Genomic DNA, 26429 nt, shown 5'->3' on the forward strand with positions numbered 1-26429 from the left:
TTCTTTCTTTAATAGGATTATAAATTTTGTTTACAATAAAACTATGTGGTAAACTTTAATTTAGAATAGAATATTTTAATATTTGTGCGAGGTAATATATGATAAAAATTTATGATAGAAAAAAAGATTCTTATGAGATAGAAAAAGTAGCTGGATCAAAATATATAAAGTGGTGTTATGAATCGCCTATTGGTAAAAGCCTTACAGAATTAATTATAAAAAAGAAACTAGTGTCAAAAATATATGGAAAGTATTGTGACACAAAACTTAGTAAAAAGAAAATCCCTAAATTTATAAAAGACTTTGATATAGATATCGATATGGCTATTAAAAAAACCAATGATTTTTCATCATTCAATGACTTCTTTATTAGAGAACTTAATAGTAATTCAAGACCTATAGATATGAATTCAGATATTTTAGTATCTCCAGGAGATGGAAGGCTCTTTGCTTATGAAAATATCTCTATGAATAAGCTTGTACAAGTAAAAGGAATTACTTATAGTCTATCTGAATTAATAGGAGATACTAAAATAGCCTACCAATATGAAGGTGGTACTTGCTTGGTATTAAGACTTTGTCCTACAGATTATCATAGATTTCATTTTATTGATAATGGTATACCTAAAGAAAGTCACTTTATTGATGGCTCATACTATTCTGTAAATCCTACAGCTTTAGAGAGAATTCCAAAGTTATATTGCCAAAATAAAAGGGAATGGTCAATTTTTGAATCTGAAAACTTTGGTGATATTATTCATATAGAAGTTGGTGCTACTTGTGTTGGTACAATAATTCAAACTTATGAGCCTGGTAAAAAGGTCCTTAAAGGTCAAGAAAAAGGATATTTTAAATTTGGTGGTTCAACAACAATATTATTCTTCAAAAAGGATATGATTGAGATTGATGAAGATATACTTGCTCAAACTGACTTTGGTTTTGAATGTAAAGTCCAATTAGGAGAAAAAATAGGGCATAAAAAGAAGACAGGTTAAACTGTCTTCTTTTTTATCAAATCTATTAATGCCTTCTTAAATATATCTATATTTTTATCTAAAGTAACTATGTTAATATTCATTTCTTTTGCTCTATCTAATACAGTCTTTTTTACAGGTTGCTTTGTAGCAACCAATATTTTTATAGCATTTTTTCCCCCTAACCTTTCACTATAAACCTGTAATTCATTTAATGCATCCTCGTCATATTTATCACTATCTTTACATGATATACATATCAAAACTGAATCTCTTATAGCTACAACATCTAATTCATTACGTACTCTTTTTAAGTCATCACCCCAATAAAATGTTAAGCCACTTTTTACCTCATCGATATCTTCAATACTTTGAACTACTAGTGTAGTTAATACTTCTAACCAAGTACCACTCTTAAATATAAATCCTTTTAAATAATCATTCTTAAATAATACCTCAATATTATCTTTATCTTCTATAAACTCAACCTCATTCTTTTCTCTCAAATAATTCAATATATTATAAATTAATTTTAACTCTTCAGATTCTACAAGACACTTATTTATGCTTATCCTTGAAGTATCTTTGTAATCATGTTTAAAAATATTATTATCATACAACTTCTGTTTATACTTATGCCAAATATCCAAATTACTTAATATTACCTTCGTAAACTCTTGGATATCACTTTTTTCTGCCAAACTAGTAGAATCTAATGTTATATTAGATCCAGATAGATGTATTACGTCAGATATACTTATATCTTCTAAAGGTTGCTCTATTATTCTATATTCCTTATCAAAAATATATCTTCTCTTTTTCAATAAATCTACATAAACACACTGTATATTTAATTCTATTGCTATTTTTAACATTATTAAAGATGTTATTCTATTACCACCAGTAAGATTAATTATTATCTCTTTTTCCTTGTATTTTGAAATTATATTTTTAAGATTATCATAATTATCTTCATCTATTAACTCATCAATTACTTCTATATTATTAAAATCTATATACAATTCTTTAAATTTATCTAACTTCTTTTTTTCTTTATTTTTATAAAGCATTACTACAGACTTTACTTTATATTTTTGAGCTAATAAAAGTCCAACTTCATTATGTTCATCTAATTGGTTAATAAGTAAATTAAATTTCATCAAACTATCTTCCTTCTCATTATTCTCCACTTTAATTTAACCAATTAGCTACTTTTTAATCCATATACTATACTTCTAATTCCACCTTTAAGTTAGCTACAAATTATTCAACAAAGTATTTCTAAAAATCAAAAAAGAGAGTCCTAAAAAAGACTCTCTTAATGGCAGGGCGTACAGGAATCGAACCCATAATCTACCGTCCGTAGCGGTATGTTATATCCGTTTAACTAACACCCCATATAATATAAATAACAGAATTATATTATCATAAAGGCTGAAATATATCAAGACTAATTAATGGTAATTACTTAAAGGTATATATCTGAAAACTCTACTTCTAACATTTCTACTTTATCTCTTTTAAATAAATCATTATAAGTCTTTTTCCCATCTACTAATGTTATAGGTAAAGAAACAGTAAATTTCGATCCCTTTCCTTCAATACTTTCTAACTTTATGTCTCCATTATGCAGCTTAGTTAGATAGTGAACCAAATCTAATCCAATTCCACTTCCTTTATATTCATTTTCCTTATTTAATGTAGATTGCTTAAATCTATTAAATATAAATTCTTGTTCAACTTTAGGTATTCCTGGTCCATGATCTTCTACTGATATATTTACTGTATTATTACTCTTTATAATATTAACTAATATATCAGAATCACTTGGAGCAAATTTTATAGCATTAGATAATAAATTCATAACTATTCTATCAATTGCATTAGGATCTACTGCTACTATACATTCTTCCACATTAGTATCAAATACCATTTGTATATTCTTACATTGTGAATACTTCTCTATAGAATCAACTATATTCTCCACAACACATACTATATCTACATTTTTTTTATTTAATTCATAATATTGATTCTCTAATTTTGTAGTATCTATTAGGTTATCAATTAATTTAATTATCTTTAAGCTATTTCTTTTTATTATTTCATTATATTCTTCTTTTTTATCTTCAGATTTAGTGTATTTAAAACATTGAAGTATACTTAATATTACATTTATAGGACTTCTTAAATCATGTGATATATTTAATAAAAAATCTTCTTGTAATTTAATTTTCCCATTAAGCTCATTAATTTTTTCTACCAACTCTTCTTTAGTCATATTATTTATAGAAATATTCTCTGTCATATTAATCCCCTTCATTATACAATTAAATTATATCTCGCATTTTTTCCATATATTTGAAATTACATATACATATTATCACATTTAAATCATTAAGACAATTTGTTTTTGTAAAAAAAAGGAAATGAATATTGTAAAAATAGAGGGATTTCTCCCTCTGAACTAATTTATATTGAATTTTGTACTACTTCCTTCTGCAGATACACTTATTTGTAATTGAGCTTCTATTCTTTCCTTTAACTCTGGTACATGCGATATTATTCCAACTAATCTTCCATTTCTTTGTAGCTCTAATAATGTATTTATTGCATTTTCTAATGATTCAGGATCTAATGTCCCAAAACCTTCATCTATAAACATAGTATCTAATGATATTCCCCCTGCATTAGCTTGAACTACATCAGATAACCCTAGTGCTAATGATAATGAAGCCTTAAAGCTTTCACCTCCAGATAGAGTTTTAACATGTCGACTTTTGCCTGTGTAGTTATCATATACCTCTAGTTCTAACCCTTGCTGTGATGTTCCTTTTCCTTTATCTTCTTTTCTTTTTAATATAAATCTATCGTTAGTCATTTTTGATAATCTTATATTAGCTGAGTCTATTATTTCCTGGAAGTATGATGCTAAAACAAACCTTTCAAATGTAATATATGGACTCTTTTTACCATTTGCTAGATTGGATAATTCACCTATTACTTTATATTCCTCTTCTTTATATGAAATTAATTTTTCTATATCCTTTATTTCTTTTAATATTGCTGAATTATTATTAATTAGCGAGTAAACCTCTTTTATATTTTGATCTAACTCTTTCAATTTAATCTGCTTATTGTTTATCTCACAATCTAACTCTTCTAAATTTACAAAATTAAGGTTCTCTGTCTTTTTTATTAAATCTATTTCTCTATCCTTTAAGGATTTTATATCTTCCCTGTAAGAATTAATCTCTAAAGTATAAGAATCTATTAATGAAATATACTTTTTAGAATCTTCATATTCCTCATAATCAGTAAAGTTTAACTCTTTCAACTTAATATTTATACTAGTTTTAATATCCTTTATATCATTGTTTAACTCATCTATTGCTTTCTCTAATTCTTTTACTCTTGATTGCTCTGAAGTTAGCTTATTATTAAGATTATTTTTTAACTCCCTGGCATAATCTAAATTCTTTATTAATGTATTTAAATACGCTTCAAGACTAACTATTTTTTTATTTAATAAGTTTAACGCCCTTAGTTCTTCTGGCACTTCATTCTCTATACTACTTAAAATCTCTTCTTCAGCCCTTAATTCACCAAATAAATTTGTATATTCATTACTTAGCTTATTTAGAGTTTCTTCTTTATCATTAAGTAACTTTTCTATATCTGATAATCTTAATTCAAATTTTTCTCTTTTACTTATTTCTTTTTCTAGTTCTTCTCTTTTAATTTTTACCTTCTTTAATTGATTACTTAACTCTATTCCTTTTATTTTTATTTCTTCAAATGAATTTTCACTAAATATCTCACTACAATTAATTTCACTAGATAATTCTTTTAACCTAGGAGTTATAGCATCACTTATTACTACATCAACTGATTGCTTCACCTTGGCCATTTCCATTAGAACCTTATTGTATTCATCTTGTTTTTTCTCATATATACTTTTAATACTCTTTAATTCCTCTTCAGTAGGTATATTATCCATCCTTTTTGCTGGACTAGGATGTTCTAAAGATCCGCATACAGGACAAGGAGTATCTTTCTTTAATTTAAGAGCTAATATTCCTGCCTGCTCCTTCATATATATTTCTTCTTTTCTTTCATACTCTTCTTTTTTGCTCTTATAGGAAACTTCAATTCCCTCAAATGTTACTGCAATTTCTCTATGTTTCTTTTTTTCTTCATAAAATCTAGCTATATTTTTATAAACTTCTCTAACCTTAATAATTAACTCATTCTTTTCCTTCTCAATACCCTCTAATTTAATCTTATCTTTTTCTAACTCGTTAATAACTTTTAATCTCTCAGTAAGTTCTTCCTTTTCCTTTTTTAAATCTTTTATTAATTTATTTTCCTCTTCTGATTTCAACTTATTTAAGTCTATATTTCTATTAAGTATCTTTATCTTACTTTTTTTATTTTCAATACTTTTAACCTTTGTTTCCTTTTCCTTAAGGACACTTATATCTTCTCTAATTTTAGTCCTTTCTTCTTCTTTTTCCTCTTGAGCTTTTAAGTTTTCCTCTGCCTTACTTAATTCATCTTTTACCCTATTCAAAATACTTTTACTATATTCTACTTCTTCCTCTTTTTGCTTTTTGCTTCTTTCCCTAGAAGATAAATTATCTTGTATATATATTATTTCCTTAGCATTAATAGCTCTTTTTAAAATAACTTCTCTTTTATCTACTTCGTTCTTTCTCAGAAGCATATCATTAAGTTTTTCAGATATACTTTCTTTTTCTTTCAATAAATCATTATTATTTTTTGATTTTATCATTCTTTCCTGTAAAACTAATATTTCCTTGGAAATATCATTATATACTTTTTCTAACTCTTTATATGATAAAGTATCTTGTTGTATTATTAAATCTATCTTATTTATTAAAGACTCAAACTCTATAAAATCATCAATATTTATAACTTCTTTACTTTTTATATTTTTAACATTCGTTCTAACTCTATCTTGTGACTTTTCTAGCTCTTTTCTTAATGTGATAGCCTTATCATTTAATAGTAATTGTATCTTTTCATAAGTATATGTGCTAAAGATTTTTCTAAATATGCCTTCACGCTCTTTTGAGTCTGCAAGTAACAACCTTTTAAACTCTCCTTGAGGTAACATAACAATTTGTTTGAACTGTTCCTTATTTATTCCCATTAAAGCATTTATTTCATTTGTTACATTCATTGCTCCAGTCTTTACTTTACCATTAGGTAATACTAATTCAGCCTCTGCTGAATGATTAGTAAATCCATTACCCTTTACTTTAGGCTTTAGCTGTTGAGGAACTCGTCTTATATGATATACTTCACCTCTAAGTTCAAAGTCTAGCTCTACATATGTTAATTTATCTTTTTGTGCAAAATCACTTCTTAAAGAATCATTCTCTCTACTACTTCCACTTGCTTCCCCAAACAATGCATAACTAATTGCATCAAAGATAGTTGTCTTTCCTGCCCCAGTAGGACCAGTAATTAGAAATATATTCTTTCCGTTCAAGATTTCAAAATCTATTACTTCCTCCTTTGCATAAGGCCCAAATGCAGACATTATTAACTTTATCGGTCTCAATTACTTTCCCTCCTCCCTAAAAACCTCATTTATTACATTTCTTATTACTTCTTTCTTCTCTTCTGTAAATTCACCAGAGCCTAATCTATCATAATATTCTTCAAATAATTCTAATTCAGTTTTACTTTTATATCCCTTTGATGCAGCTGTAAGGCTTGTTCCTATATTCTTATTTTCTTCTCTTTTAAGAATCATTATGTTAGGATACGCATTCCTTAACTTTCCTATAGGATCTATTATTTCACCTTCATCTGTTAATATTGCTTGAATGTAATCCTCTCTATTAGAACAATCCTCTAACCCTGCTTTTATTAATTCATCTAATGGCCCCTTTATAATTCTCATATTTCTTTTGGGTCTTAACTCTTCTTGCCTTATGTTAATCTTCTTATTTCCATCAATCTCAATAATAATTACACCTTTTTTATGATTAATTTCTGAAAAGGAATATTTCATTAAGGACCCTGAATATCTTATTTCTTCTCTTCCAACCTTTTGCCTCCCATGTAAATGACCTAAAGCTACATAATCAAAACAATTAAAATTATCACTATCAATTAAATCTGTTCCTCCAATTGATAAAGGTCTTTCAGAGTCTGATACTTCTAACTCAGCTAACTCATATAAGTTCTCTCCATCTTTATCTATAACATCATTTCTCTTATATGTTACATATCCATGTGTAACTACTATATTTCTTTCACTTTCATTTAAGCTTGGCTTAATCCTACTAATTACTGCTTTCATTGCATCATTATGATCTCTTATTTCAGGATTATTAAACTTTCTCCTTAATATTACTGGGTCAACATAAGGAATCATATAAAAATTAACATTACCTTCATCATCACTTATTGTTATATTTTTTATTTCATCTTCAATTATTCCTTGTATATATAGACCTTCTTTTTCTAATATTTTGCTAACAAAAGAAACTCTCTCACCACTATCATGGTTTCCAGATATAGCTACAATCTTCACCTTATTATCTATTAATATCTTACTAAAAACCTCATTTAATAAGTCTACTGCTTCTACTGGTGGTATTGATCTATCATAGATATCACCAGCAATAATAAGAACATCTGGTTTTTCAAAATTTATTAATTTAATAAGTTCATTTAAAATATATCTTTGATCATCTATCATGGAAAACTCATTTACTATTTTTCCTATGTGCCAATCACCAGTATGAATTATTTTCATTTTAACTCCTCCAAAATTTATTCTTAACTTTATTATAAAATATAAAAAGGTGGCATAGCCACCTCTTTATTGAATATTCATATTTTCATCAATTTCACTTCTCATATTTCTTAATACTATAAAAGAATAAAGGAAAGTTCCAAGTACCCTTACAGAATCCAAATATACATTAGGAACAATTATATTCAAAATAAGTATCAATATTGCTGGCAAAGTAGCTGCATATATAGTTAAAGAAAATAATTGAGAAAATCTTAGCCCTAATTTAAATATAAAATTAGTTAATAATAACATTGTAGCTATTATTAATGCATCCATAATTAATGTCATAAATGTTTCAAGTATTGCAATTATAGGTATAATTACATAAATTAATTTACTGCTTAAACTTAGGGTTTCTATAATATTATCATTAGTAATAATCATACCGCCTAAAAAGTCACCATATTTTGCTTGAGAAAATCCTAGCATTACTTCTGAATTTGTAACAATACCGTCCTTTAATATAAGTATGTACGAATCTAAATGAACAGTTATATTTTTTAATTCCTCAGATTGACTAATATCCATGTTATCATCTAAATAAATTAATGTATTCCCATTTTCTATTTTTAGTGGCGAAGTAACTAAGTCTAAAGTGCCATTTTCTATCTTAAACTTATATTTATCATCTTCTAAAGTTTGTATAGCTAAATTTATATCATTACTTAAAGTAAATGTTGTAGTTATACCTTTTATTCCACCGACAATAATGCTCAATATTAAAGCATATAATATTGCTTTTCCAACACCTTCTCTTATATATTGGGGAAACTCTCTTATGTTATATATAGAATTTTTAAATTTCTCAAAAAAGCTTTTATTTTTCATTATATCCTCCATAATCTCAATATTAAGTATAAATACATTCTACATCTTTATTAACACTTAATTCAACTAGTATCTATATATCAGATGATTAATATTAGTGTTTTTAGTCAATGATTATTATATATTGTATTATCAAGGAGGACTTTTATGTATAATAATAGCTCGCATTTATTTGTTAATAATAAACATAATAAATCAAATTTCAAATTATATTTATCTATTCTACTTTTTGTATTAATTATAGTATCTGTAATTATATATGAATTTTTTAGTTATAAATTATTGGTACGTAACTTTACCTATTATTTTGATGAAAAGAAGTTTTCTAATGCAAATAACATTGTATTAACTACAGAAAACTTTAACCCATTTAAGGCTATCTTATTAGAAAAAGACCTTTCTCAATACTTTAACGATAAATTAGATTATTTATCTGAAGCTATTTCTGATGAAGATATGTCTTTAAATGATGCTCTCGACATAACTAAAGAAATATATAGATATAACTTATCTTCTTCAGATAATACTTCACTTTTCACTAGTTCAGATAATAATGATTTTAATAAAGGCGTATCTCTATTTAATTCACAGGAATATGCCAAGGCATATGATTCATTTAATAAAATTAATTCTAGTGACTCTGAATATAAAAATGCTCTATCCTATATGGATAAATGTAAAACAAACATAAAATCTAACTTATTAAATCAAGTTGATGAGTTATCTAGTAATCATTATTATACAAAGGCATTGAGCTTAATTGAAGATGTTAATTATATACTAGGAAATGATAATGAAATACTTGATAAAACTAATGAAATAAAAAATAATAGATCTAATTATCTAGCAAAACAAAATGAAGCTGAACAAGCTGCCTCTGCATCTATTATTAACAATATATCAACTTCAAATATAAACGAATTAGTTATTGAAAGCTTGACTCCTTATTTAATTCATGTAGATTTAAATGCTCAAAAAACTTACATTTATAATGGAAATTTAAAAAATTGGAATTTAGAAAAGACTTTTACTTGCTCTACAGGTATAAAAGGAGAAGAAACTCCTCAAGGTATTTATACTGTCAAAGAAAAAGGACAATGGTTCTTCTCTGAGCAATATAATCAAGGTGGTAAGTACTGGGTTCAGTTTTTAGGAGACTACTTATTCCACTCACTTCCTTATAATAAAGAAAAAACAAATATAGTAGATTATACACTAGGCACTCCTGCATCTCATGGATGCATTAGATTAAAAGATGAAGATTCTAAATGGATATATGACAATATTCCAAAGGGTACCAAAGTAATAATTAAATAAATTTAAAATATCTTAAACTTAACTTACTTCAATGGATACCTTATAATATTCATTGAGGTAATTTTTTTTAGGAGGAATAATATGAACTTTAATATTCCTAGTAATGTACAATTAATTATAGATACATTTTATAAAAATGGATATGAAGCTTTCATGGTAGGTGGATGTATTAGGGATCTACTTCTTAATAAGATTCCAACAGACTATGATATTGCTACTTCTGCTCCACCAGATATTACACAAAAATTATTTTTAAAAACTATTCCTACTGGAATTAAACATGGAACTATTACAGTAATTATTAATGAAATACCATATGAAATTACTACATATAGAACAGAAGGAAAGTATGTAGATAATAGACACCCTAATGAAGTAAATTTTGTTACTAATATAAAAGATGATTTATCCAGAAGGGACTTTACTATAAATGCATTTGCTTACAACTATAATGTTGGACTATTGGACTATTTTAATGGATTAAATGATTTAAATAGCAAACTAATAAAATGTGTTGGTGATCCAAATACCCGCTTTAATGAAGATGCTTTAAGAATACTTAGAGCTATAAGATTTAGTGCTCAATTAGACTTTAATATTGATAAAAAAACTTATTCTAGTATAAAGAACAACTATAAACTTATAAATAATATTAGTAAAGAACGAATTAGGAATGAACTCGAAAAAATTTTACTATGTTCTAATCCTATTAAAGGATTAAATTATTTAAATGAAACTCAAATTTCTTCACTTATTTTCTCAAGTATAGGAGAACTTATTCACTTAAATAAAAATCTATCATTTTTACCCAAAGATATTTGTATAAGAATTAGTGGATTGTTTAGAAATACTAATCCTGATAAAGTAAAATTATTATTAAAGGAACTTAGATTTAGCAATAATGAAATAAATAAAATATATTTATTTATCAGCAACTATAAGTATATAAGTAGTACTACATCTAAAATTGAAGTTAAAAATATTATTGCTAATGTTGGGCGAAATAACATTAATAATTTAATTAGTATGTATGAAGTTTTAGAAGAAAAAAAGTTAGATAATTTCAAAAAACACTCTAATTACATAATTTCTAATAAAGATACTTTGTATATAAAAGAACTTAATATAGATGGCTCTATACTAAAAAGTAAACTTCAACTCAACTCTGGAAAAATAATTGGTGAAACTTTAAATCACTTATTAGACCTTGTTATTAATGAAACCATAAGTAATGATACTGAGGTTCTTCTTGAAGAAGCGAAGAAATATATAAAAAAGGTGTAGCTGATATTTATTTTGCTTGTTCCGTCGCAAACTCCAAGTCACATTGAAACAAATATCCACTCCATACGTACTAAAGGTAAGGAAATTATAAAATTACTATCCTTTATTTTATATTTTTTAATATGAAAATGTAATAATACCTTTGATTTATAGCTAATTGAAATTTTATACTTTTCTAGACATAAAAAAGGAGGTGAACTAGATATTTTCTAGTTCACCTCAACTAATATTTCCTTCTCTAAATAAAATGAATATAAGTAACATTCCTTTATTTTCGTCTTGGTTATTTTTTCTAAAGCTTCTTTATAATACTGAATTTGTATTCTGTACTTATTTATTAACTCTTCTTCGTTACTTTGTTCAACATAGTCAGTTTTATAATCTAAAAGTATAACTTCATTATCCTCATAAAAGAAACTATCAATAACTCCTTGTAATCTAACTTTATCCCCTTCAACCTCTTTCGGTAAATCAGGATTTATTCTATGAACATCTATCTCTGTATAGAATGGTATCTCTCTATATACTATATCTCCTCTATTATATGCACTTAACATTCTTTCCCCAAGTTTACTAATGAAAAACTTCTTAACCTTATATGGATTTATTACTTTATATTCTTCTTTACTAAGTAGTTCCATATCAACAAAATCTTTTAATTGTATTTTTATTTCTTCAATAGTATTTACTCTACTTAAATCTATCTTCTGCATTACAAAATGTATCGCTGTACCTTTTTCAGCTGCTGTAAGTTCTCTTTCTTCTTGCAAGAATTTAGGCTTTATATTACATATATCTTCTTTAAATAAATTTTCTGTATCTATTACAGGAACCTGTTCAAAATTCTTCTTTTTTAGTTCAGAAACTGAAAAGTTACTTTTTATTAATGTAGATTCTCTAAACTTATATCTAAAATCTAATCTTCTTTCTATTTCTTTATCCACAGATGAACAATCAGAATTTATTAACAGATTATCTTCATTAATTTCATCCACATCAGAATCTTTTTTATCCACAACTAAATCAGATTTAGTCCATGTTTTTACACTCCATGTGGATAAATCATCTTTTATCCTTATATCATTTGATCCAACTAACTCTCTTAAAATTTCTCCATCTTTATGTTTACATATAGCCATCCCAATCCAATCTAAATAAGATTTACCCTTTAATACTTCTGATGGAAGTATTATATCCTTGTCTAAAGCTGCAGCATTACAACACTTAGTTATCCACTTTTCCAATCCATTAACGGCACCGGTTATTATTAACTTTTCCTTAGCTCTAGTAAATGCAACATAAAGAATTCTTACTTCTTCTGATAATGTTTCAAGCCTTATTCTCTGCTTTATTGCTTCCTTAGGTAAAGTTGGATAACTTACTCTCTTATCTAAATCAACAAGTTCTGGACCAAATCCTAGCTCTTCATGATATAAGATATTATTATTTAAATCCATTAAATTAAATTGCTTTCCTGAGCCGCACACAAATACTACTGGGAACTCAAGACCTTTACTTTTGTGTATACTCATTATTCTAACAACATCTTCATTCTCACCTAAAACTTTAGCACTTCCCATATCCCCTGAAGACTTTCTTAGCTTATTGATAAAGTTAATAAAATTAAATAATCCTTTAAAACTTGTTTGTTCATATTGCTTAGCTCTTTGAAAAAGTATTCTTAAATTGGCCTGTCTTAACACTCCATTTGGCATTGCTCCAACATATCCATAATAAGCAGTATCCGTATATAGATACCATATAAATTCATCTATTGGTGTGTATATAGATTTCTTTCTCCATACACTTAATCTCTCTAAGAAAATATTACACTTTTCAATAAGCTCTTTCTCACAATCAAATTCTTCCTTTGATATAGATATTATATTCTCATAAAAATATTTATCTTTATCTACTAATCTAATATTGGTAAGATCTTCAGCTGAAAAACTCATTATAGGTGACCTTAATAGAGCTATTAAAGGTATATCTTGCATAGGATTATCTATCACTTTAAGTAAAGACATTATAGTTCTTATCTCTATTGATTCAAAATATCCTGATCCAGTATCAGCATAAACTGGTATTCCTTCAGCACCAAGTTCATCTAAAAATACTTCTGACCAATTTTTTGTAGCTCTTAATAGTATAACTATATCTTTATACGTTACAGGTCTATATTCTCCTGTTCCTTTATCTAATACCTTAAATACTTTCCCATCCTTATTACTTAATAACTCTTTTATTCTGTTAGCAACAATTCTAGCCTCTAGGTTTATAGTGCCTAAATCTTCTTCTTCAATTAATACTTCTTCCTCAACCTCTGTTGACTTATCTAATATATTTAATTCTATTTTTCCACCAACTACATAGTTATCATCTTCTGTTTTACTATAACTAGCACCTAAATTCAAAGCCTCTTCATCAGTATATTCTAACTCCCCAACGACTCTAGACATTATCTCCTTAAATATATAATTTACACCTTTAATTACTTCATCTCTACTTCTAAAGTTCTTATAAAGTTGAATTTTTATATTTTTTCCTTGTTTTTTTGAATAAGTATTATACTTTTCAAGGAATAATTCTGGCTTTGCCTGTCTAAATCTATATATACTTTGTTTAACATCTCCAACCATAAATACATTAGGATCATTACTATATTTTCTAGATACTAAATCTATAATTGCTTCCTGAACCGCATTTGAATCCTGATACTCATCTACTAATACTTCATCAAAATATTCCTTAAAATTATCAGCAACCCCTGAGTCCTCACTAGTTAATATCTTCAAACATAAATGTTCTAAATCATTAAAATCTAAAGCTCCCTTTTCCTTTTTAGCATTAGAGAACCTGTCTTGGAATTCTATCACTAGACTAGATAGTGCCTTCATATAAGTATAGGATGCTTTAACTGAATGTAACATTTCATCTGGTGTCATAGAAAATATTTCATCTCTTAACTTATTTATTTTCTTTTTAACATCATCTCTTATAGCTTTTACTCTACTTTGAGTATTCTCATCAGATACATTGGCTTTCCTTACAGTTTTTAATTTTGAAAAACTAGCTGAAGATAATCTATTATATATTTCCTCTACTCCAGCACCTAGATGTTCATATATCATTCGTAGCATTGTTATATCATCTCTAAAGGTATCTATGTAAGGTTCAAGACCACTAGTTTCTTCACATAACTCTAATGCCTTTTCCTCCATACTAATTAACCCTTGTAACTCAATAACTAAATTTTCTATAAATACTTTCATCCACGAACTCTTATCTAATTCTTCAATAGTATTTATATTAAATTCTTCACTCTTATCTCTTAACCATCTTTGAGGCCATGGGCCGCTCATTGAGAATTTATATAAATCTAATACTATATCTTTTAACTTATCATCACTTTTTGAATCACTATACGCTTCTACTAAATCTAAAAACTCTTTATCATCATTTTCATATTTATCTTCAAATAATTCCTCTAATACTTCACTTCTTAATAACATTCCTTCTGTTTCATCTAATATTCTAAAGGCAGGGTCTAAATCAATTATATGAAAGTTATTTTTTATAACGTCTAAACAAAAAGAATGCATTGTAGTTATATTAGCTCTACTTAATAATGTAAGTTGCTTTTGAAGGTTCTTTGAATTTGGACTTTTCTCTAATGCTTTTGTTATAGCTGATGCTATTCTTTCCCTCATCTCTGATGCAGCTGCACTAGTAAACGTAACAACTAATAATCTATCTATGTCTACTGGATTCTCTTCATTTGTTATAATTCTTATTATTCTTTCAACTAATACAGCTGTTTTTCCTGAACCGGCTGCTGCTGCTATTAATAAGTTACACCTTCTTGTCTCTATCGCCTTAAGCTGTTCTTCTGTCCACTTAGTTTCCCCCATCCTCTGAACCTCCTTTAACCTTTTCTATCATATCATTCCATATTTCTTTATCATCCTTCTTTAAAACAAGTTTATATTTATTATCTTTTATACTCGTATCAAATTGACATATAGCTGAATAATCGCAGTAATCACAATAAGAAGTTCTTTGATTCTTACATGGCTCTATTCTTATTTTTCCACTTAACATATCCTCACATAACTCAATCATCTTAAAATTAACGTATTCTCTTAATATGTTAAATTGCTCTTCAGTAATTACTGAACTATTTGAAGAAAAATCTCCATCCTTTTTAAATGTTGCTGGTATTACTAATGAATATGTCTCCATATCGTTATCCATTGCTTTTACTAACTCAGCATCCTTTAAAAGCAATCCATTCATCTTTAGCTTATCTAATACTTGTTTTCTTATCTCCTCATCCTGAAGCTCTGACTTACTTTTTATAATAGGGTCATCAATTTTAAAATATAATATTGCCCCTGGCATAGCTTGAGTATGAAGTATATATTCCGAATTCTTAAGAATCGCATCTAAATAAACTAATAACTGAATTTGTAATCCATAATATAATTCATTTAAATCAAACTTCTTAGAACCTGATTTATAATCTATTACTCTTATATAAGTGTTTCCATGAAGATCTAAACTATCTATTCTATCTATTCTTCCAGTAAGATATACCTCTTCTCCCGAAGGTAGTTCTAGCTTAATTGGAGCTTCATCTCTTAAATTACCAAATTGAAATTCATTACTAAATATCTCAAATTGTCCTTTTCTCATTTGTTCAGCTAAAACTGATACAGACTTTGCTATAACTCTTTTAAATCTATTAGTAAAATACTTATATTTTTTACTACTATTAAGTATAGAATTACTATCTTCAATCAGCTTTTTTTCTATTAAATCAGATACTATATTCCTACATCTTTCAGAGTTTAATTCTGACCAAGATATTCTTTCTCTCTTAACCTTATTAGTGAACTCATCTAAAATTTCATGCATAAAAGAACCCAAATCTGGAGCTGAAAATTCATATACTTTTCTATCCCTAGCTTTAAGGCCATATTTTATAAAATATGAAAATGGACATTCTGCATAATTTTCTAATCTTGAAACACTAAATAGTAATCTACCATCTTTTATGCTATATAACTTCTTAAGTTTTTCTCTAGCTACTACTTCTCCATCATTAGAATATTTTAACCCTTCAAGTATATTTCCTGACTTATTATAAAACTCTTCCTTATCTTTATACCAACAATATACATCCTTCCAATAATCCTCTACATCTTCATTCTCGTAGTTTCTTCTTAAGGCTAATATTAATTCATTAAAAGTTGGTATTGGAGCAGTAACCTTGCTATACTTATCTGATTTTTCCTTTAAATTAAATAAATCACTTTCTTCTATTAGATTAGGAAAAATCCTCTTTAATCTTGGTATTACAATAGATGCCCTCAATGACTTTCCTTCAAAGTCAGCCATAGGATAACTTATCATTAAGTAATCACTAGCTAATGTTAACGCAGTGTATACCATATACTGTTCTTCAAAGACCTTAGCCCTAGTACTTGATGATAACTCTATCCCATTTTCTTTAAGCAAATCTCTATCCCTATCAGATAAAATACCTTCATCCTTATTTGCCGCTGGTAATACCCCATCATTAACTCCAACTATAAATAGTACTTTTACATTTCTCCCCTTTATTCTTCCTATACCTCCTATGTTTACTTGATCTAATGCTACTGGTATTATACCTATCTCCCTGTTTTGAAATCCTGCATTTAAAATCTTATAGAATTCATTTATTGTAATTAAATCTTCTCCTATAACATCAACTGCCTGATCTAATATATCTATCACTATCTCTGACACTTGTTGGTACTCCATAACCTTACTTTGCATACCATACTCATCAAATTCACTTATCCACTCTTCTATCCTATTAAAGCAGTCTAGCTCAATTAAGAACTCGTAAATAGCAGTACATATTGCTTTTACACTCTTATTACCTCTTATTCTAGAATGTAACTTAATTAATGGTTCTCTAACCTTAATCATAACTTTTATAGGATCTATCTCATCATTATCTTCTTCTGATAGGCTTAATTCATTAGTCCACTTAAATCCTTTTATCCCATTAGCAAGCACATAATTTTCTAAAATATCTATTTCATTACTATCAATGTTAACTAAACCGCTCTTCAGATATTTAAATACACTTTCATATGACCAATTTCTAATCATAACTTCTATTGATGATAATATAAGAACGATTAATGGGTTGCTTAATATATCAATCTTTTTATCTAAGAAAAATGGTATATCATATTCATTAAATATAACTGTAGCTATTTTTTCATAATCATCTATATTTCTACATACAACTGAAATATCTCTAAATCTATATCCTTTATCTCTTACAAATCTTAATATTTCCTTTGCTACATTCTCAACTTCATCATAAGAATTATTAGCTTTATACAAACGTATAGTATTTACATCTTGCTTATAACTTTTAAATGGATATGTAAAGAAATACTTTTCTAGATGCTTTAACTCATGGTTATATTTAAATCTATTATTTTTATTATCATTTAAATTTACTGGTTTCTCATATCCTATATGCTCATCTCTCATCATGTTAAGTATTCTTAATTCTGTTGTTTTTAATGAATTAAATATATCAGTTACTTCACTATCATCACCACTGCTAACTTCATCCATACAAAGAGCTATATTTACTTCCTTACACTTCTTAGCTAATCCTTTTATTACCTCCATCTGCTGAGGAGTAAATGTTGTAAATTCATCTATCCATATCTCTGCATTATCATATAAACTACAATTATTTAACTTATTTGCTAAGTATGTTAGTTCATCATCAGTATCAACTAAGTTTTCTGAAATACTTATATCAAATTTCTCAAATATATTAGCTAAGTCTGTTAACTTTGATTTTAACTCCTCATCATCTATTTTAGTTAATCCTTCTCTTAATACACTAGGAGTAACGTTATACTTCTTAAATTCAGTTATAGTTTCTGATATTATATCTGTAAATCCCTGTTCTTTTGAAATTCTATTAAAATATTGAAGATTTTCTTCACTTTCTTGCAATATTTTATGAATAAGCATGCTCTTTCCAACATCTCTCATTCTATCATGAACTCTTCCACCACATTCATCGAAAACCTTTTGAGCCATAGTTTTAAAACTTAAAACTTGCGCTCTCAATAAGCCTTCTTCTCCTACATCTTTTAATAACATAGTTTCTCTTTGAAATGTATATTGTTCAGGTACTAAGTAAATTAATGTATTACCATTATTATCATTTAGCCTATTCTTTATTGAATTTAAACAATATGTACTTTTTCCGCTTCCTGCCCTGCCATAAATAAATCTTATTCCCATACTTTTTACTCCTATAAGAATTTAATCTCTTCTTTTAATACTTTCCCTATATTTCTATTTTATAAGTATTATAAATATAAAAAAAGAGTATCTTTGTTAGATACTCTAATTAACTTCTTCTAAATCTATACCATACTCATTTTTATACGATTCTTTTAATGATTTAACTTTCTCATCAGTACTTATTTTTAAATCATATATTATCTTTGAAAGCTTGGCTATAGGTTCAGGATTAATAGATTTCGTATAAACAGATAATGAATATGGTCTTTCTGAATATACTATTCCTGTATCATGTGTATATTCGTTATAACTTCCTATTTTATGAGCTACTATCTCATAAGGTAGATATTTATCCAATCTATCATGAAAAATAGTATTTTTCATGTGTTCTATTATAATATCATAAAGTGGATTATTATCTGGGTTATCATATAATCTCCTCAATATTATCCCTTGCTGTTTTGCTGTTAAATTATTTATTTCATCATTTCTAGACTCACCAGTCATTCTTAATACATAGGAGCTTATTGGCTCACAGGTCTTTTTTAACATCTGTGTAGCTATATTATCAGAATAAGTTATAGCTAGTTCCATAAGCTTAGAAACCTCTACCTCTGTTTTACCAGCAACTACGTAATCTTGAAGTATCCCCGTTCCTCCCTCATATTCTTCAGATGTATAAAGTACTGTATCAGTCTCTTTTAATTCTCCTCGCTGTATTGTATCTGCAACATTCATAACAAGTGCCACTTTAATAGTACTTGCTGCAGTAAAATATTTATTTTCATTGTAAGCTATAACTTGTCCACTTATTAAATCTTCATAATAAACTCCGTAATTATTTGATCCGTTTACCATAGTATTTATTGCTTCATCTATAGCTTTATTTTCATTATCATATATTTCTTTAATTTGTTCATTTAACTTCATTATTCTTTCATTCTTAACTTTTAACTTTTCTCGATCATCTGCCTTTGTTGTAATCACATTAGATACCCCAATAAGTCCAACACTAGAAATTAATATAACTATTATAATCACTATAAGCATTTGCTTTCTCTTAACGTTATTCCTCATACTATTCTTCACTTTATCCCCCCACCGTATATGAATACACTATAAATTGTAACACATATAATTTTACGGACAAATAAAATTTGTTACCCTTTTGTAATATTTTTAATATAAAAAAAGCATCTAACAAAAATTAGATGCCTTTTGGCGGAGAATCCGGGATTTGAACCCGGGCGCCAGTTGCCCAGCCTACGCCCTTAGCAGGGGCGCCTCTTCAGCCACTTGAGTAATTCTCCATGTGCCTTCTATATAAAAATATAATGGCGGAGAGACAGGGATTCGAACCCTGGGTACCCGTGAAGGTACGCCGGTTTTCAAGACCGGTGCCTTAAACCAACTCGACCATCTCTCCATAACTTACAGATGCTATTATATCAACCACACAATATATTGTCAACAGATTATTTAAAATTAAATTATATTTTTATAGATTATTTTAAAATAATTAATTTATATTATATAATAAAGTATCTTATATTAGGAGGTAAAGTATGACTTTATTTGTTTCAGACTTAGATGGTACTTTATTGAATAATTCTGCTGAGGTATCTAAAGAAAGTGCTATTTTATTAAATAAATCAATAGAAAGTGGTATTAATTTTACTATTGCAACCGCAAGAACTCCAGCCACTATTGTTAATATACTAAAAGACATTAATATAAAGCTTCCCATAATAACTATGAACGGTGCAGCAATATATGATATAAAGAATAATAAATATTTAAACTTCACTTCTCTACCAAAGGAAAAAGGATTAGAAGTATATCGACTAATAAAATCTTTTAATATTAATGCTTTTATTTATACTATTAATAATAATCACCTTTACGTATATTATGATAAACTTGTACATCCTTACCAGTTAGAATTTTATAATTCAAGAAAAGCAACTAAATATAAAACCTTCATCCAGGGAGAATTAAATCCAAACTTTGATGTTTTATATTTTACAATCATGGACTATGAAGATAAAATTATCACACTATATGAAAAATTAAAATTACTTAGTGACTTATATATTGTTAAATATAGAGATACCTATAATAAGGATATAATTAATCTAGAGATATATGACATAAAGTCTTCAAAAGCAAATGCTATTAGCATAATAAAAAATAGATATAACTTTGAAAATTTAATAACCTTTGGTGATAATTTAAATGATATTCCTATGTTTAATATATCTGACGAATGTTATGCTGTTGGAAATGCTGTACAAGATCTAAAAGATATTTCAACTAAAATAATTGGCAAAAACACAGATAACTCTGTTGCAAAGTTTATTCACAACTGTATTTAGAAATAAAAAAAACTCAACAATTTGTTGAGTTTTTTTGTGGCGGAGAGACAGGGATTCGAACCCTGGGTACCCGTGAAGGTACGCCGGTTTTCAAGACCGGTGCCTTAAACCAACTCGACCATCTCTCCATATCACGAATTGTATTATACCAAGTTTTTATATAGTATGTCAATAAAAATTTCACTTTTTTTATTTAAAATATAAAATAATGTGATTAAATTCTTCTATTTCTCACGTCTCTTCATGTTTTTCATATCACAATATACTTCAATTATTTATATCAATACCCTATTTTATTATTCAATAAAAGAAAGCTAGTCATCAATTAATAACTAGCCTAAATAATTACTTTATAACACTCATCCCACCCATATATGGCTGTAATGCTTTTGGAATATTTACTGATCCATCTTCATTTAAATTATTTTCTAAGAATGCTATTAACATTCTAGGTGGTGCAACTACAGTATTATTTAATGTATGAGCGAAGTACTTACCATCCTTACCATTTACACGTATCTTTAATCTACGAGCTTGTGCATCTCCTAAGTTAGAACAACTTCCAACTTCAAAGTACTTCTTTTGTCTTGGTGACCAAGCCTCCACATCTATAGATTTAACTTTTAGGTCTGCTAGATCTCCTGAACAACATTCTAAAGTTCTTACTGGTATATCTAAAGTTCTAAATAAATCAACAGTATTCTTCCATAACTTATCAAACCACATCTTACTTTCATCTGGATGACATACAACTATCATTTCTTGTTTTTCAAACTGATGAATTCTATATATACCTCTTTCTTCTATTCCATGAGCTCCCTTTTCTTTTCTAAAGCAAGGTGAATAGCTAGTTAAAGTTTGAGGTAATGATTCCTCTGGTAATATTGTATCTATGTATTTACCAATCATTGAATGTTCACTTGTACCTATTAAATATAAATCTTCACCTTCAATTTTATACATCATTGCATCCATTTCAGCAAAGCTCATTACTCCAGTAACTACATTACTTCTTATCATGAATGGAGGTATGCAGTATGTGAATCCTCTATCTATCATGAAGTCTCTTGCATATGAAATAATAGCTGAATGAAGTCTAGCTATATTTCCCATAAGGTAGTAGAATCCATTTCCAGCAACCTTTCTTGCACTATCTAAATCTATTCCATTTAACTTTTCAATTATATCTGTATGATATGGAATTTCAAATTCAGGTACAACTGGATCTCCAAAAATCTCTAACTCAACATTTTCGCTATCATCTTTTCCTATTGGAACAGTTGGGTCAATTATATTAGGTAAAACCATCATAATATCAGTAATCTTCTTATCTAATTCTGATTCTTTTTCTTCTAATTGTGCTAAACGCTCAGATTGAGCTGTAACTTGCTTCTTTATTTCTTCAGCTTCTTCTTTCTTACCTTGCCCCATTAAAGCACCAATTTGCTTTGATATCTTATTTCTTGATGCTCTTAATTCATCAGCCTCTGTTTTTGTCTTTCTATTTTCGATATCTAAAGCTATAACTTCATCTACTAATGGAAGCTTACTATCTTGAAACTTATTTTGAATATTCTTTTTTACAACTTCAGGATTCTCTCTTACAAATTTTAATTCTAACATTTATCAAATTCCTCCTACATATTAATTTACATATAAAAAAGAGTCTATTCATCCCTTGAAAAGGGACGAAAGACTCCGCGTTGCCACCCTAATTGATAGAAAAATCTATCCACTTAAATAATTTAACGGTTTCCCGTACTGCTCATCACAGTCCCTCCAAGGTGGATTCATAATAACTAAATATCAGTTTACACCATCCACTGACTCTCTAAAATTGTAATTATTATTACTAGCCTCTTCACAGGTTTAATATTAAATTATAATATATCATTACTATATTATAAGTCGTTGTTTCTTGTCAATATTTTACTAAACATTATTATCTATATTCTTTGTACAAATTATATCTATACCTGTATTAAGTATATTTTTGCATATAATATCACCAGCTTTAGTTGAACTTCCAACATATATTCTACTTAGTACCTTAGAAAATTCAACAAAATCACTTCTATCAACTTCTTTATTGCTTTTTACAGATATAACACGATTTTTTTCGTCGCCCTTTATCCTTACTATACTCGTAAATGTTTCTTTCATATTATCTCCCTAAACACCTTTAAATTCTTTAATTCTACTAGGCCATAATTGAGAATTCTTTGAATCTTCTACTATATCACTAGGCCTTTTATTCATTTCCCTTGCTAAAATATTCAATATTTTTCTATCACAATATGAACCATAGCAACTTCCAAGACCTGCGCCAGTTCTTCTCTTTATTCCTTCTATAGTTCTTGCCCCCAATGGCCTTCTTATACAATCAACTATTTCTCCCTCAGATACCTGATTACAAATACATACTATATTTCCGTATCTCTTATCTAATGAAATTATTTCATTCCTTTGACTTTTATTCATTTCCCTAAATCTATATACTTCTCTTCTCTTATCAACAAAGTTCTTTTTATAAGTAGCTTTCATATTATTTGCTATAGTATAGCTCATTGTTTTAGCTATAGCAGGTGCAATTGTAGTTTTCCCATAGTGAGTTCCTGTTATACTTATATAACCCATATCAATTTTACTATCATCAATATACATTAAGTTTTTATTGCACTCTTCGTTAAATATATTACTTATATTATTTCTTTTAACCTCTGGAAATACCTTATTAGCATATTTTATTCCCTCTTCTACAGTTAATTGATGAGAACTTTTAATTCCAATAATATATCCGTTAGATAAATTAGGTATATTTAAAACAAATTTATCTTCATCTATTGTATTAATAATGACTTTATTTAGATAATTTCCATCATCACCATCTACTACTAAATAAGTTGTGTTATTCATTATTTCGTGCCTATCAATTTCTTCACCATCTATCATGTATTTCTTATTTGGAATAGTATTAATTACAGCTTTACATGTAAATTTATTTTTATTTGTAGTTACCTTAAATCCTTTTGATATGCTCTGTATATCTAATACCTCTTCCTCAAACCTAAAGTTTACTCCATTATCTGCTGCTACCTCTCCATATGCTATAGCTAAATCATAAGGGGCTATTATCGCTACATTTTCTGAGTATAATGATTTTTTTACATCATACTTTATATTAGGTTCTATATCATATACATCTGAACTCTCGATTAAATGCACGTTTTCTATACCTCTTTTTTTAGCCCTATCATACATATTAATTAAATCATCTATACCTTTTTCATCAGATACTATCCTTAAAGCTCCTACCTTCTTATAGGCAACATTAAATTTAGAACATGCCTCTTCGATTAACTTACTCCCATTTTTCTCAAGAGATGACATTAACTCATTTGATGTCTCTGAACCATCATAAACTACTGATGTATTCACAAAGGATATATCATCAACTATATCATAATCTTTTTCTATTAATGCAATATTCAAATTGTACTTTGACATTTCATAAGCAACAGAACATCCTAATATTCCACCACCTAAAATTAATACATCATAATCCATTAAATATTATTCCTCCACCCTACTTAATTAAAAAACCTCTTTTATTTAGTTCATCTAATATTAAATTTATATTATCCTGTGTATCAGCAGATATAGTATGTAGATGTATTCCATTTGTCAACATAGATAACATCTTTGCACTACTATTATTATATTTTTTTATAAAACTCTCTAAATCATTTAAATTTTTTATCATTAACATTCCTTTTATTTCTCCATATAAAGGGTGTTCTACAATAACATCTTCCACAACCCCTCCATACTTTACTATAGCCCCCAATTCATGCTCTAAGTCATCTTCTTTGTGATTAACAGCAACTATGACAGTAATCTTATTAACTTTATCTCCACCTACCATATATCCATCTGGGGTTGCTATAATATTTTCTCCTCTTGCTCTTAATAAAGCTATATCCTTAACAATTATTTGCCTTGTTACATTATATTTTTTTGCTAAATTACTTCCTTTAACTGGTTCTCTTAAATTAAGTAACATTTTCATAATGTCTTTTCGTCTCTCATTAGAATTCATCTAAATCCCCCTACCTTAATTATTATCATCGCACTCTTTTATAATTTTTAAATAAATATTAGATCCTATATTTTTATAATGATGTTTTTCTATAGCTTCCAAAAATTCTTTATCATATACTCCATTTGATTTTTTTAACATATTAATAGACTTTTTAGGATGATTATAATATAAATCTACCTTTTTATTATTACTATATTTAATAAACTTTCCATTCATAAACCTATCTAAAACAACTAAAGCTGATTTTTCAATTACATTCAATTTATGCTCACTCTTTCCTATATCATGTAGCAAAGCTATCTTAGCCAGTTTCCTTTCATCTATATTAGTTTTATTTGAATATATATTTAATGCATCTTTACAAACTCTTATAGAGTGATGTTTATCTGATGTACATAACTTATCAAATAAAATTTTTTCTTCTTTATTTAAATATTTATTTAATATCTCTTCATTAATAGGTATAAATGGTGCCGTAATAGCCCATATAAATTGTTTTACTCTATATAACATAATAATTATACCTCTCATTTAAACTTGTGTACGTATTAATATTATCACTATCAATATCTACTATCAATTCTCTCACAATATTTCATATATAAATAAAAAGACTATTATTTAATTAAAACTTAAATAATAGCTCTTTTATGAAAATTGTAGGTTCAGAAGTGATTTTTTCATCATACTTTTTTATACAAAAAAAAGGAATTACTTTTAGTAATTCCTTTTATGGTGGAGATAAAGAGATTCGAACTCTTGACCCCCTGCGTGCAAGGCAGGTGCTCTCCCAACTGAGCTATACCCCCAAAATGGTGGACCTTCAGGGACTCGAACCCCGGACCTACCGGTTATGAGCCGGTTGCTCTAACCAACTGAGCTAAAGATCCAGTTGTTACCTGGCAACGTCCTACTCTCCCACACAGTCTCCCATGCAGTACCATCGGCGCTATAGAGCTTAACTTTCCTGTTCGGTATGGGAAGGAGTGTTTCCTCTATGCCATCATCACCAGATTCATTACAAAATAAATTATACAAACTATATTTTATTTTGTCAACATATTTTCAGAGTTGTTCTCTGAAAATTGCACATAATCATTGAAATATCTTTAATTTGGTCAAGCCCTCGACCTATTAGTATCAATCAGCTACATACATTACTGCACTTACACCTCTGACCTATCAACCTCGTGTTCTTCAAGGGGTCTTACTAGCTTATGCTATGGGAAATCTCATCTTGAGGTGGGCTTCACGCTTAGATGCTTTCAGCGTTTATCCCTTCCCGACTTAGCTACCCAGCTGTGCTCCTGGCGGAACAACTGGTGCACCAGAGGTCAGTCCATCCCGGTCCTCTCGTACTAAGGACAGCTCCTCTC

17 protein-coding genes, 6 tRNA genes, 2 rRNA genes and 1 other annotated feature are annotated in these 26429 nt (G+C 27.9%); of the genes, 4 read left to right on the top strand and 21 right to left on the bottom strand.

Features of this window, described 5'->3' with window-relative positions; genetic code table 11:
• Nucleotides 1-98 precede the first annotated feature (98 nt).
• The gene (locus DR024_RS15490; RefSeq protein WP_027098631.1) at nucleotides 99-995 is read left to right on the top strand and encodes a phosphatidylserine decarboxylase; all 897 of its coding nucleotides are present in this window, start codon (nucleotides 99-101) and stop codon (nucleotides 993-995) included.
• Here DR024_RS15490 and DR024_RS15495 read toward each other — a convergent pair.
• The 6 genes from DR024_RS15495 to DR024_RS15520 form a co-directional block, all read right to left on the bottom strand.
• Complete coding sequence (locus DR024_RS15495; RefSeq protein ID WP_027098632.1) at nucleotides 992-2134, bottom strand: Card1-like endonuclease domain-containing protein; 1143 nt, start codon at nucleotides 2132-2134, stop codon at nucleotides 992-994. The two genes, DR024_RS15490 and DR024_RS15495, sit on opposite strands and share 4 nt — an antisense overlap.
• A 162-nt stretch (nucleotides 2135-2296) precedes the next feature.
• Nucleotides 2297-2371: transfer RNA gene (locus tag DR024_RS15500), tRNA-Arg, on the bottom strand.
• 71 nt (nucleotides 2372-2442) lie between these two features.
• A complete protein-coding gene (locus tag DR024_RS15505; RefSeq protein WP_242829721.1) occupies nucleotides 2443-3282 on the bottom strand; it encodes a sensor histidine kinase in 840 nt (279 codons plus the stop codon).
• A gap of 159 nt (nucleotides 3283-3441) precedes the next feature.
• Nucleotides 3442-6564, bottom strand: a complete 3123-nt coding sequence (locus DR024_RS15510) for an AAA family ATPase (RefSeq protein ID WP_027098634.1) — start codon at nucleotides 6562-6564, stop codon at nucleotides 3442-3444.
• Nucleotides 6565-7770: an exonuclease SbcCD subunit D gene (locus DR024_RS15515; protein WP_027098635.1), complete on the bottom strand. Its 1206-nt coding sequence runs from the start codon at nucleotides 7768-7770 to the stop codon at nucleotides 6565-6567. It lies immediately after the preceding gene.
• Between the two features lie 66 nt (nucleotides 7771-7836).
• Nucleotides 7837-8640 (bottom strand): DUF1189 family protein, encoded by an 804-nt coding sequence (locus DR024_RS15520; protein WP_027098636.1) that lies wholly within the window; start codon nucleotides 8638-8640, stop codon nucleotides 7837-7839.
• Between the two features lie 147 nt (nucleotides 8641-8787).
• Between DR024_RS15520 and DR024_RS15525 the strand changes: the two genes are divergently transcribed.
• Nucleotides 8788-9957: a L,D-transpeptidase gene (locus DR024_RS15525; protein WP_111919120.1), complete on the top strand. Its 1170-nt coding sequence runs from the start codon at nucleotides 8788-8790 to the stop codon at nucleotides 9955-9957.
• 81 nt (nucleotides 9958-10038) lie between these two features.
• Entirely contained in the window at nucleotides 10039-11241 is a 1203-nt protein-coding gene (locus DR024_RS15530) for a CCA tRNA nucleotidyltransferase (protein ID WP_111919122.1), read from the top strand.
• A gap of 209 nt (nucleotides 11242-11450) precedes the next feature.
• On the opposite strand, the gene addA is transcribed toward DR024_RS15530, so the two are convergent.
• From addA to DR024_RS15555, 5 genes are all read right to left on the bottom strand, one after another.
• Nucleotides 11451-15152 carry a helicase-exonuclease AddAB subunit AddA gene (gene addA / locus DR024_RS15535; RefSeq protein WP_111919124.1) on the bottom strand — a complete coding sequence of 1234 codons (3702 nt, stop codon included), beginning with the start codon at nucleotides 15150-15152 and terminating at the stop codon, nucleotides 11451-11453.
• On the bottom strand, nucleotides 15139-18573 hold the full coding sequence (gene addB, locus DR024_RS15540) for a helicase-exonuclease AddAB subunit AddB (RefSeq protein WP_111919126.1): 3435 nt from the start codon (nucleotides 18571-18573) through the stop codon (nucleotides 15139-15141). The genes addA and addB overlap by 14 nt, the downstream gene beginning before the upstream one ends.
• 105 nt (nucleotides 18574-18678) lie before the next feature.
• A complete protein-coding gene (locus DR024_RS15545; protein WP_051195980.1) occupies nucleotides 18679-19665 on the bottom strand; it encodes a serine hydrolase in 987 nt (328 codons plus the stop codon).
• Nucleotides 19666-19795: 130 nt separating this feature from the next.
• A tRNA-Ser gene (locus DR024_RS15550) sits at nucleotides 19796-19886 on the bottom strand.
• A 25-nt stretch (nucleotides 19887-19911) separates the two neighbouring features.
• Nucleotides 19912-20002, bottom strand: a tRNA-Ser gene (locus DR024_RS15555).
• 139 nt (nucleotides 20003-20141) lie between these two features.
• On the opposite strand from DR024_RS15555, the gene DR024_RS15560 reads away from it, so the two are divergent.
• Nucleotides 20142-20951, top strand: a complete 810-nt coding sequence (locus DR024_RS15560) for an HAD-IIB family hydrolase (protein ID WP_111919128.1) — start codon at nucleotides 20142-20144, stop codon at nucleotides 20949-20951.
• Nucleotides 20952-20988: 37 nt separating this feature from the next.
• Here the strand turns inward: DR024_RS15560 and DR024_RS15565 are convergent.
• From DR024_RS15565 to DR024_RS15610, 10 genes are all read right to left on the bottom strand, one after another.
• Nucleotides 20989-21079: transfer RNA gene (locus DR024_RS15565), tRNA-Ser, on the bottom strand.
• Between the two features lie 217 nt (nucleotides 21080-21296).
• Complete coding sequence (gene serS, locus DR024_RS15570) at nucleotides 21297-22574, bottom strand: serine--tRNA ligase (protein WP_027098642.1); 1278 nt, start codon at nucleotides 22572-22574, stop codon at nucleotides 21297-21299.
• A gap of 58 nt (nucleotides 22575-22632) precedes the next feature.
• Nucleotides 22633-22825: a binding site (T-box leader), on the bottom strand.
• Nucleotides 22826-22883: 58 nt separating this feature from the next.
• Nucleotides 22884-23114, bottom strand: coding sequence for a DUF1667 domain-containing protein (locus tag DR024_RS15575; RefSeq protein WP_027098643.1), 231 nt, complete (start codon nucleotides 23112-23114; stop codon nucleotides 22884-22886).
• 9 nt (nucleotides 23115-23123) lie between these two features.
• Nucleotides 23124-24518 carry an NAD(P)/FAD-dependent oxidoreductase gene (locus DR024_RS15580; protein WP_065254620.1) on the bottom strand — a complete coding sequence of 465 codons (1395 nt, stop codon included), beginning with the start codon at nucleotides 24516-24518 and terminating at the stop codon, nucleotides 23124-23126.
• Nucleotides 24519-24537: 19 nt separating this feature from the next.
• On the bottom strand, nucleotides 24538-25050 hold the full coding sequence (locus tag DR024_RS15585; protein WP_027098645.1) for a transcription repressor NadR: 513 nt from the start codon (nucleotides 25048-25050) through the stop codon (nucleotides 24538-24540).
• A 15-nt stretch (nucleotides 25051-25065) separates the two neighbouring features.
• Nucleotides 25066-25566, bottom strand: a complete 501-nt coding sequence (locus tag DR024_RS15590; RefSeq protein ID WP_027098646.1) for an HD domain-containing protein — start codon at nucleotides 25564-25566, stop codon at nucleotides 25066-25068.
• 220 nt (nucleotides 25567-25786) lie between these two features.
• Nucleotides 25787-25862 (bottom strand) — tRNA-Ala (locus tag DR024_RS15595).
• A 4-nt stretch (nucleotides 25863-25866) separates the two neighbouring features.
• Nucleotides 25867-25943, bottom strand: a tRNA-Ile gene (locus DR024_RS15600).
• A gap of 7 nt (nucleotides 25944-25950) precedes the next feature.
• Nucleotides 25951-26067 (bottom strand): 5S ribosomal RNA (gene rrf, locus DR024_RS15605).
• A gap of 100 nt (nucleotides 26068-26167) precedes the next feature.
• Nucleotides 26168-26429: ribosomal RNA gene (locus tag DR024_RS15610) — 23S ribosomal RNA — on the bottom strand; the annotation flags it as partial.

It is taken from the genome of Clostridium paraputrificum (genome assembly GCF_900447045.1).
GTDB lineage: Bacteria > Bacillota > Clostridia > Clostridiales > Clostridiaceae > Clostridium > Clostridium paraputrificum.

What these genes read in the sequence shown, in the direction of transcription:
- DR024_RS15490 (WP_027098631.1), top strand. Translation starts at nt 99, where the DNA reads ATGATAAAAATTTATGATAGAAAAAAAGATTCTTATGAGATAGAAAAA.
- DR024_RS15495 (WP_027098632.1), bottom strand. Translation starts at nt 2,134, where the DNA reads ATGAAATTTAATTTACTTATTAACCAATTAGATGAACATAATGAAGTT.
- DR024_RS15505 (WP_242829721.1), bottom strand. Translation starts at nt 3,282, where the DNA reads ATGACAGAGAATATTTCTATAAATAATATGACTAAAGAAGAGTTGGTA.
- DR024_RS15515 (WP_027098635.1), bottom strand. Translation starts at nt 7,770, where the DNA reads ATGAAAATAATTCATACTGGTGATTGGCACATAGGAAAAATAGTAAAT.
- DR024_RS15520 (WP_027098636.1), bottom strand. Translation starts at nt 8,640, where the DNA reads ATGAAAAATAAAAGCTTTTTTGAGAAATTTAAAAATTCTATATATAAC.
- DR024_RS15525 (WP_111919120.1), top strand. Translation starts at nt 8,788, where the DNA reads ATGTATAATAATAGCTCGCATTTATTTGTTAATAATAAACATAATAAA.
- DR024_RS15530 (WP_111919122.1), top strand. Translation starts at nt 10,039, where the DNA reads ATGAACTTTAATATTCCTAGTAATGTACAATTAATTATAGATACATTT.
- addA (WP_111919124.1), bottom strand. Translation starts at nt 15,152, where the DNA reads ATGGGGGAAACTAAGTGGACAGAAGAACAGCTTAAGGCGATAGAGACA.
- addB (WP_111919126.1), bottom strand. Translation starts at nt 18,573, where the DNA reads ATGGGAATAAGATTTATTTATGGCAGGGCAGGAAGCGGAAAAAGTACA.
- DR024_RS15560 (WP_111919128.1), top strand. Translation starts at nt 20,142, where the DNA reads ATGACTTTATTTGTTTCAGACTTAGATGGTACTTTATTGAATAATTCT.
- serS (WP_027098642.1), bottom strand. Translation starts at nt 22,574, where the DNA reads ATGTTAGAATTAAAATTTGTAAGAGAGAATCCTGAAGTTGTAAAAAAG.
- DR024_RS15575 (WP_027098643.1), bottom strand. Translation starts at nt 23,114, where the DNA reads ATGAAAGAAACATTTACGAGTATAGTAAGGATAAAGGGCGACGAAAAA.
- DR024_RS15580 (WP_065254620.1), bottom strand. Translation starts at nt 24,518, where the DNA reads ATGGATTATGATGTATTAATTTTAGGTGGTGGAATATTAGGATGTTCT.
- DR024_RS15585 (WP_027098645.1), bottom strand. Translation starts at nt 25,050, where the DNA reads ATGAATTCTAATGAGAGACGAAAAGACATTATGAAAATGTTACTTAAT.
- DR024_RS15590 (WP_027098646.1), bottom strand. Translation starts at nt 25,566, where the DNA reads ATGTTATATAGAGTAAAACAATTTATATGGGCTATTACGGCACCATTT.